Consider the following 8884-nt stretch of genomic DNA (forward strand, 5'->3'; position numbering starts at 1 on the left):
TCAACTGCTGATAATTCATGGTAGTACTGCTTGTTTCTTTGGCGAGAAGAGCGTACCACTTTCGGCAGTTGGCTTTCTCTTCTACACCTTTCCATGAATGTCGCAGTTATTATCTGAAATCGGGTATAACTAAGGCCTCGCGTGTGCGAGGCCTTTTGTTATTTGGAGGTTTTGCTAGATACATTTATTCCCAATGTGCGAGCAATGATCGCATCGTTCACTCGTTTATGGTCCCTAAACTTGTGCCTCATAGTTATATAAATGATCCAACAACCACCCTTAGATACGTAATTAGCACCGCTGTTATTAGTAATTGCTGACCGAATCTAGTGGTGCTTTCTACTGATAATAATTTTAACTATGTGTTTAGGACGTCCTGCTATGGCTAAGAAAATAATATTCATTCATGGTCGCGCTCAAAAGCCCGATAAAGCTCCCCTTCAAGCACTCTGGTACGAGGCCGTAGAACATGGCTTGCAGCGAGATTGTGGACACTCAAGTTCATTACAAGCTTTTAAAGATGTCGATAAACGGTTTGTCTATTACGGTGAACTATCAAACACGTTGCTAGAGAAACCAACGGAAGACCCTGCAAGCCGACAACAAGCGCTGTCTCAACTCAAAAAGTACAAGACAAGTCAGTTCAATAAAACAACGTATAACCAGGTATCTAAAATTGGTTTTCTAAAAGAGGCGTTAGCAGATACATTTTCATCGCTATTTGGAAAGCTAGGTGTGGCTGAGACACTCATAACGAAGGTCGCACCGGACATGGCGCATTATTGGTATGAAGATACCTATTTTGGTAGCGATGTTAGGCATAGGCTAATGGTTGAACTGAAGGAAGCGCTTGATAATCAGGATGATGTGATGATTGTATCGCACAGTCTCGGGTCGATGATCAGTTATGACGTGTTATGGAAGCTGTCTCATTACGGAGAGTATAGACACGACTATGGTGCGGATAAGAAGGTCAATTTATTGCTTACGCTCGGGTCACCGTTAGGAGATGAAAACGTAAAAGATAGGCTAAAGGGGAGCCGCTTGAAAGATGAAAAGAAGTACCCGTTAAACATTCAGCAATGGATAAACATATCGGCAGAAGATGACTTTATCTCTCATGACAGCAAAATTAAAAATGACTTTAAAGATATGCTTAAACTGGGTCTGATACCCGGCGGAATGAAAGATATCCACCCAATCTATAACCTCAATATTCGCAACGGAAAAAGCAATCCGCATGCTTCCATCGGCTATCTCGTTAACCCTAAATTCATCACAGTACTGGATGAATGGCTCTCCAGTTGATTTGGTTTACCATCGTAAATTGCTAGCTGCTTGTTCGTTGAAACTTAGACAAAACAAGGCCTCGCGATTGCGAGGCCTTTTTGTGTTCCGACTAAAACTAAATATTAATCGAGCTTAACGAAAACTTGGGATAATCGCCGGTATGCCCGGTAGAAGACCAACCAACGCCATTACACCACTAAGCACAATAAACATAGTGCCAGGCAACACCCAACGGCTCATTTTACTCAGTTCACTACTACGTTCTTTACAACCGACTAAGCCTAAATTATCCAACAGCATGGTGAGAGCCCAGCCAAATGCAGGGTTAACGAGCGCTGAAGAGAACACAACAATCGCGGCCGATTGGGTGGTTTTTCCTTCACGAGTCATTTCCATTCCAGCTTCTAGCAATGGAACAAATACCCCAACAATCAGCGCCACACACAGTACAGGTTGCCAGATAGCTAAATCCATCGGGTAACCCCAAACTGCGGCGATGATACAGAACAGAGCTGTGAGTAGCGCGCCAGCAGGAATAGGGCGTTTAGCTATCGCCGCTGGTACGATGTAAGTACCCCATGAAGAAGTAAAGTTAGTACCACCAAGCAGAGAACCGAACGTTTGGCGAATTGATGCCGTGGTCATGGTGTCGTCAATGTTCATGTGTACTTTTTCGGTACGTTCTGGATAGCTGATTTTTTGGAATACTTGATGGCCTAAGAAATCTGGTGACCACATAGCCACAGCTAAAATAGCAAACGGCAATACCACCATGAAGTGTTCAATCGTTGGTAGGCCTAGCATCCAACCTGTATCTTCTCCCCACCAATACATAGGGTTCATGTTAGGCAAACCTGGCTCTGTGTGGAAAGCAAATGGGGCACCCATGGCAAATGCAATCGTACCACCCAGTAAACAACTAAGAGGTACGGCTAACCAGCGCTTACGGAAATGTTCTAATAACGCGTATAAAATGATGGTGCAAAAGATCACGACAAACGCGATATGGCTCATGCCAATTCCTTCAGCCCAAGCGAACAGCTTTTTCACTTGAGAGGCGGTTCCAACAAAGCCAAGGTAGAGCAATAGGCCGCCACATACGCCTTTACTGGTGAGGTTGGCCAACATACTGCCACCTTTACTGATGGCTAAGATTAGGCCAAAAGCGCCAATCAGCAACCCAAACGCCATAGGGTGTCCGCCTGCTGCAACCACAATTGGAATTAAAGGGATGAGTGGGCCGTGTGTACCTGCGAGGTTCGCGGTCGGCAATAGGAAGCCAGAGAAAATAATAATGAAAACAGAGGCGATGAGGAGTTCATAACGAACGTTTTCTAGAATGAAGTCTTCATTTAATCCGAGAGCCCCCGCAAAGGTAGCAGCAATCGCGCCCACCATCACAACTTTACCAATCGTAGCGGCCATCGCTGGGATGGTGTCTTCTATTTCGAATCGATAATCTTTAAACGGCAAATTAGGACGCCAGCGTTTAGGCGCCATGATTTGTAATTCATGCTCTAAATATTGTTCGCGGGAATCAAATTCCGATCTTGGTTTGTGTTGTTGTTCATAGGTGAGTTCATCCTCATTGGCTTGAGGCTTCTCTGTTTGTATATGTGCGGACTCTAAAGTAGTGCTCATTTTGATTCCTTTCGTTCACACTCTGAGGTGTGTTATTCCAACAAACGTTGTTGACTCACGGCATGAGGTGTAAACAATGCGTCAACTTATAATTAAAAATTCATTAACATTTAGTTGTTAGTACCTTATACCAAACCAAAAAAAACAAATAGACTCAGTCGGTTAGACATTAGTCGTAGAGTCGGACGACTAGTATTAGACCCTGTAGATAGTATGTGTCTGTTTATTGGTAGGCTCTTGATTTCAGGAATAACAAAGTCACTTTCAACAACAAATGGTTCGACTCTAAAGGCCCAGAAAAAAGTCCAACGACTTACGTTTGGCTGCATGCTTGGTTGCGTTCTGGTGTGATTTGATAGTGACATCTGGTTCAGTTTTATGTTGGATATATTGGGTAATAAGCAGGGGTAGGGATTGCCTCTAGTAGCTCAATTTCTCCTACGTTTGGCCCCTGATAGTGTTAGAATCTCCGCATCAGAATTATCGAGAAACTAGGTATTTATAAACAATGTTTATCCATCACGTAAACGGCATCGACTGGCTGGTGATTACAGCTTTTGAAGAACTGAAACCGATGTTTATTGAAGATGCTGGTCCCATCCCAGCTTACTTCTCTACCACCAGTGAATTGAGCCTGATTGATCAAGCCAAGCGTAGCTATGGATTTTTGCCTAAACTCCTCGGTGTGATCACTGATACCGGCACGTATCAAAGTGAAAATCTTGAAGAAGATTTGAACCCACAGCTAGCGTGTATAGTGGAAGGGCGTGGTCGGGTGTTTATCTATCACGGCGACTATGTGGCTTTTGTGGATGACGAGCAAACCTTCATTACCCGTATGGACTGAGAGTGACTCGGTGAGTTGAGATCTGCGAATTGGTAAATCAGCGAGTTAGCTCCCCTAGAATTAGAAACTAAAGGATTAATACGATGGAAAAAACGATCTCATTAGTACTTGGCAGTGGTGGCGCAAGAGGCTTGGTTCATGTTGGAATCATCCGTTGGTTAATCGAGCATGGCTATCAGATAAAATCCATCTCTGGCTGTTCAATTGGCGCACTTATCGGTGGTGTCTACGCGGCGGGCAAGTTGGATGAATTTGAAGAATGGGTCACCAGTATCGACCAATCGGATATGGCTATGATGTTGGACTTTTCATGGCAATCGAGCGGTATCTTCAAAGGGGACAAGATCATCGAAACGCTGCGTGGGCTGATCGGCGAGATTTCAATTGAAGATCTGCCCATCCCTTATACCGCAGTTGCTGCCAACGTCGCCGAAGAAAAAGAGGTTTGGCTGCAATCCGGTTCTCTGTTTGATGCCATTCGCGCCTCCATCTCTTTGCCACTGTTCTTCACTCCACATGTCATTAATGGTGAAGTGCTGATTGATGGAGGAGTGCTCAATCCCGTACCGATTGCGCCTACCTTTAGTGATAAGACAGACTTTACTCTGGCTGTGAACTTAGGTGGTGAACCTGAGATGCTTCAACAGGAAACGATACCGGTTTCCCTACCTACAAAAGAGAGCAATCTGCATGAGAAGGTTGTTCACTTTATCGATAATCTTGGTAGCAGTGTAAAAAGTAAAATGAGCTTCAATTTTGCTGCCTACGACATTGCCAACCAAGCGTTTGATGCGATGCAATCGACCATTGCTCGCCAAAAACTGGCCGCTTATCCCGCCGATATTACGCTTGAGGTCCCACGTAATGCTTGTGGCACCTTAGAGTTTGATCGCTCACAAGAGATGATAGACAGAGGCTACCATTTGGCACAGGCTAAACTGGGCAACCGACTTTAATGTATTTGCTGCTGAATGAGAGTAATTATGGAAACTGAACTAAAAGAGCTTGAACTCCAAGAGCTTATGGCAACAAAAGATGTCATCGTACTCACCAGCATAGAAGAGCCTGCGGTATCTTGGCTGATAGAGTGCTATCAAGAGAACGCTGATATCCAGATTATCGAGAACGCTCACCAATTAGATACTGAAGCGGTTTTGGCGCAATGCCGAAGCAGCCTGAGTGAAAGTAAAAAGGTCATACTTACCGCGCAGTTTCCCAACTGCCTATCATCAATCTCGCTTCACTGTGTAATGAGAAGCGCAAGTCATTGACCAATATTGAGTTATCCGGCTGGGACGAAGAAAAACGCCTTCCTCACTCTTTTAGCAGTATCTAGGTCATAGTAGCTTCTAGCTTCTAACGGTTTATTGGTAACAGCAGTCGCTAGTCTTTTGAGTTTCTATGTTGACGTAAGCCCACAAGGTATGGACTTCACTTCAAATGCCTTCCGCCATCAAGGTGCAAGGTTCTTCCTGTCATGTAGTGACTGGCCAACACAAACTTGATGCCATCTATTATTTCCTCAAAGCCCGCTTCTGTCGGGATCAGAGCTTTCTGCAGCGCTTTAGTTTTGTATGCCTCATCGTCATGTTCATTGAACTTAATCATGGCTGGAGAGAGGGTATTTACTTTTACCTTGGGAGCCAGCATTGCTGAAAACGATAGCGTCAGGTTGTTGAGTGCAGCTTTACTGGCCGCGTAAGCAATGTGTTTTTTACTGCCTTTTTCCGCAACGTAATCACTGATGTGGATGATGTCTGACGTTTTATCGCCAGACATCAGTTGGTCTTTGAGCGTTAAATTGAACAGATAAGGTACGGTGGCGTGAATCGTCATCATCTGGTGCATGATTTGTGATGCATTTTCACTGGGGTTTGTCTTGTTCTCCGGCTTCCAGTCGGAAGCGTTATGTATGATGGCTCGAAGTGTCTTATATTCTTGACCAACGTAATGAAGAAAGCCCTCTAGGCTGCTTTGTTGATAAAAGTCTACCTGTTGTAAGTCGGCTCCACTGTCGCGCAACAGTTGCAGTTGAGGATAGTCGCTGCGGTAAGTGCCAATTACTTTGTATCCATCCGCTAAAAGTTGCTGCGCCAGTGCGAATCCGAGTCGCTTTCCCACGCCGGTTATTAGTATCGTTTCACTCATCGTAAAAACTCAGCTCTGGTTTGAGGGTTAGTTTTGAAAATACCACCGAGAGCGGTCGTTGAGGTTTCAGAGTTTGCATCCATGACACCTCTGGATTTAACGCAGTAGTGAGTGGCTTTAATCGTCACGGCCACGTTTTCTGTTTCGACTAGAGTCTGTATCGCAACTAGGATTTGCTGAGTAAGGCGCTCTTGTACCTGAGGACGCTGAGCAAAGAATCGAACAATACGGTTGATTTTAGACAACCCGAGTATCTTGGTTTCAGGGATATAGGCCACTTCTGCTAAACCATCGATGGTAATGAAGTGATGTTCGCACGTCGACGTTAAGTCTATGTTCGACACCTTGACCATTTCATCAACCGACATTTTGTTTTCTATAACGCTGATTTTTGGGAAGTTATCGTAATCGAGCCCTGAAAAGATCTCGTGAACGTACATTTTTGCAATGCGATGAGGTGTTTCAGCAAGGCTGTCGTCGGTTAAATCCAGCCCAAGCGTACTGACCACTTCCGTTAACAGACCTTTGATGCGGTTGTACTTCTGGTTGGGATTCATTTCGCTCGGTGTCATTGGGGTTTCAAGTCCTTTTGCGAGCAAAGCTTCTCTTACTTTTTCAGCTTCTGTATTCAGCATGACTCTCTCCTTATGAGTTAATTTTCGAGCTCTGCTTCATAGCTAAGCGTGAGTGAAACGGAGTCGGCAAAACGTAGGGCATGAGGCTTATCAATTCTCACTTGAGCGTATCGTACCCATGGATGATCGATACAAATGCCGAGTACGACGCTGGTTAACTTTTCTAAAAGCAGAAATCTTCCGGATTCGACATGTTGAATGATCTTCTTGCAGATGTTTTTGTAGTTGAGTGCGTTCTCCACATCATCTGAGAGGCAAAGGTTGTTAGCGGGGTAGTGGATCTCTGCATTGATAACGATGTCTTGCTGCTTAGACTTTTCTTCTTCGTTGAAGCCGATGAAGGTTCTTAGTCTGAGATTTGTAATGGTGATAATGGCGTTGTGATTCATAACAGTGTCCAATCCTTAGAGAGTGAAGTCAGGTACGTGCTTGTTTTAAGAAAAGATCAGTAAAGCTCACGCGATTAAGAGTTCAGTTGTTCCTTTTGCAGCTGTTCCTTTCGCAATTGTTCCTTTCGCAATTGTTCCTTTCGCAATTGTTCCTGTTGTAGCCGTTCTTTTTTCAGTCATGTAGAGGCTAGGTGAAACTGATATCGAAAGGGATGGGTTCGGTTTTCTGACTTAACTGATCGAAGTTTTCCCAGAGCTGCTGATATGAGATGTCTAGAGTGGGGTGACGTTCTTGCGCAGCAATATCGACTAACGGCCTGAGCACAAAAGCGTACTCGGTGATTTCGCCTCTAGGCAGCTCTACGCCATCGATAACACCCACTTGATTACCATAAAGAAGGATGTCGATATCCATCGTCCGTGAAGCATAGGCTTTGGTCTGACGCTTGCGATCGTTCTCTGATTCGATTTGATGTAGAACTTTAACCAGCTCTGCGACTGGGAGGTCACATTCGAACCCAACGACTAGGTTTAAGAAGTTATCCCCTTTAAAACCGACAGGCTCGCAATCGTAGAATTCAGAAATGTGTAGGGGCGCAAAGCGGTCATGCAATGCTTTGAGTGATTCTGTGACGTGATGTTCGCGTTTAATGTTGCTTCCGATGCTGACATAGACGGTGGCCATAGTCTTTCCCTCCTTTTAAACAGCCTATACGTCCGACTTGCTATGAAGATCAGCTATGCATCCTTTTAATGGTAGGAAGACAAAAGAAAAATACGGTTCTGTTACAAGTTTTGCCCGTTTTGAGCCCGACAAAAGGGCACCTGTGAGCTAGAAAGTGCCACGAGTACAAACTCAGCCGATGAAGGTATTGGACAAAAATGTGTGAGGGAAAAATGAATATGATCGGTCATGAATAACTATAGGTATGGAAAGTCGCTTAACGTAGCGTCCAGTATTGATGGTGCCGATCACTGACAAGTATACGGACCTTCATGACAATATGCTTTTTCAAATATTTTAAATCATGCTCTCTAATGCCTATCAATAAAAAAGCCCAAACAAAGGATTGGGCTCAATTCAATAATCATGAAACCATTGTCATGGTGGTTATATTCCGATTAATTTCCCCAGATTTGGCTTACAAACTCTGGATGGTCAATAAACGGATTACGATTCCCTTGGAAATCATGTACCGCCTTATTTCGGTCGATTTCTTTTTGGCTTACTGGATCTTCAGAATGCCAACGCTTTAGCATAGTAAGTAGCCAAGGTTCAAAAACGGTTGTATTGGTTCCATCCAGAGCGGCATCCGAGCTTGTGGAGTTTCCTTCCCAATTAGCGATTTCATTTTCATAGCGTGTTGCCATGTAGAAATATGCTCTTGCGAAATCACCTTTAAACTCATCAATTGGCTCAAACACCGTACCTGCATAACCAAGAGAGTTTGCTGCACTGCCTAATTTAGAACCATTGCTTGATGTGTATGTTGCACTACTTACCTCACCAAATGGCCAATTACTACGTTTCGAGTTAACGTAGCCGTCAGTGGCAAATAAATGGTGCCCGTCAGAGTTCATTGGCTCGACTTTCCCACCAAACCAGCTTTTCGGGAATGAGTGCTCACGGTTGTAGCAATCACCTTCTTTGCTGTATTGACCACATTGATCGGACACCTTAGTAAATTGGATTGAATCTGAGCCTGAAGGTTTCTCCGAATACATATCGAGAATCGACCCATCAGTGTCATAGTATGCGTCTAGGTCAGCCTCAGACACTAATGTCCAAATAGCGGTGTAACCCTGACTACTATACCCAATCAACTTGAAGATGCAGGCTTAAACACCTGAAAATTGTCATTGATTCGAGACGTCAACGAACCTGCAATCTCTGGAAGAGTTACAGTAAAAAATTGGTCTATGGCTTCCTTGAA

8 protein-coding genes and 3 pseudogenes are annotated in these 8884 nt (G+C 44.2%); 4 read left to right on the forward strand and 7 right to left on the reverse strand.

What is annotated here, in order from left to right; translation table 11 throughout:
- Positions 1–381: 381 nt before the first annotated feature.
- A complete protein-coding gene (locus tag H5300_RS24080) occupies positions 382–1308 on the forward strand; it encodes a hypothetical protein (RefSeq protein ID WP_182797091.1) in 927 nt (308 codons plus the stop codon).
- Between the two features lie 114 nt (positions 1309–1422).
- On the opposite strand, the gene H5300_RS24085 is transcribed toward H5300_RS24080, so the two are convergent.
- Positions 1423–2931 carry a DUF3360 domain-containing protein gene (locus H5300_RS24085; protein WP_065605601.1) on the reverse strand — a complete coding sequence of 503 codons (1509 nt, stop codon included), beginning with the start codon at positions 2929–2931 and terminating at the stop codon, positions 1423–1425.
- Positions 2932–3439: 508 nt separating this feature from the next.
- Between H5300_RS24085 and H5300_RS24090 the strand changes: the two genes are divergently transcribed.
- The 3 genes and pseudogenes from H5300_RS24090 (at position 3440) to H5300_RS24100 (ending at position 5114) form a co-directional block, all read left to right on the forward strand.
- Positions 3440–3778 (forward strand): cytosolic protein, encoded by a 339-nt coding sequence (locus tag H5300_RS24090; protein ID WP_102458514.1) that lies wholly within the window; start codon positions 3440–3442, stop codon positions 3776–3778.
- 83 nt (positions 3779–3861) lie between these two features.
- Positions 3862–4734 (forward strand): patatin-like phospholipase family protein, encoded by an 873-nt coding sequence (locus tag H5300_RS24095; RefSeq protein WP_182797092.1) that lies wholly within the window; start codon positions 3862–3864, stop codon positions 4732–4734.
- Positions 4735–4749: 15 nt separating this feature from the next.
- Positions 4750–5114, forward strand: a pseudogene (locus H5300_RS24100) (hypothetical protein).
- A gap of 95 nt (positions 5115–5209) precedes the next feature.
- Here the strand turns inward: H5300_RS24100 and folM are convergent.
- The 6 genes and pseudogenes from folM to H5300_RS24130 form a co-directional block, all read right to left on the reverse strand.
- Positions 5210–5926: a dihydromonapterin reductase gene (gene folM, locus H5300_RS24105; RefSeq protein ID WP_182797093.1), complete on the reverse strand. Its 717-nt coding sequence runs from the start codon at positions 5924–5926 to the stop codon at positions 5210–5212.
- Entirely contained in the window at positions 5923–6561 is a 639-nt protein-coding gene (folE, locus tag H5300_RS24110; RefSeq protein ID WP_076646644.1) for a GTP cyclohydrolase I FolE, read from the reverse strand. The genes folM and folE overlap by 4 nt, the downstream gene beginning before the upstream one ends.
- Before the next feature lie 17 nt (positions 6562–6578).
- Positions 6579–6950 (reverse strand): dihydroneopterin triphosphate 2'-epimerase, encoded by a 372-nt coding sequence (folX, locus tag H5300_RS24115; RefSeq protein ID WP_182797094.1) that lies wholly within the window; start codon positions 6948–6950, stop codon positions 6579–6581.
- A 187-nt stretch (positions 6951–7137) separates the two neighbouring features.
- Positions 7138–7635: a 2-amino-4-hydroxy-6-hydroxymethyldihydropteridine diphosphokinase gene (gene folK, locus H5300_RS24120; protein ID WP_182797095.1), complete on the reverse strand. Its 498-nt coding sequence runs from the start codon at positions 7633–7635 to the stop codon at positions 7138–7140.
- A gap of 437 nt (positions 7636–8072) precedes the next feature.
- Positions 8073–8765: pseudogene (locus H5300_RS24125) on the reverse strand (endonuclease); the annotation flags it as partial.
- Between the two features lie 5 nt (positions 8766–8770).
- A pseudogene (locus H5300_RS24130) lies at positions 8771–8884 on the reverse strand (IS630 family transposase); the annotation flags it as partial.

The sequence above is a fragment of the Vibrio sp. SG41-7 genome, from assembly GCF_014164465.1.
In the GTDB taxonomy this organism is placed as follows: domain Bacteria; phylum Pseudomonadota; class Gammaproteobacteria; order Enterobacterales; family Vibrionaceae; genus Vibrio; species Vibrio splendidus.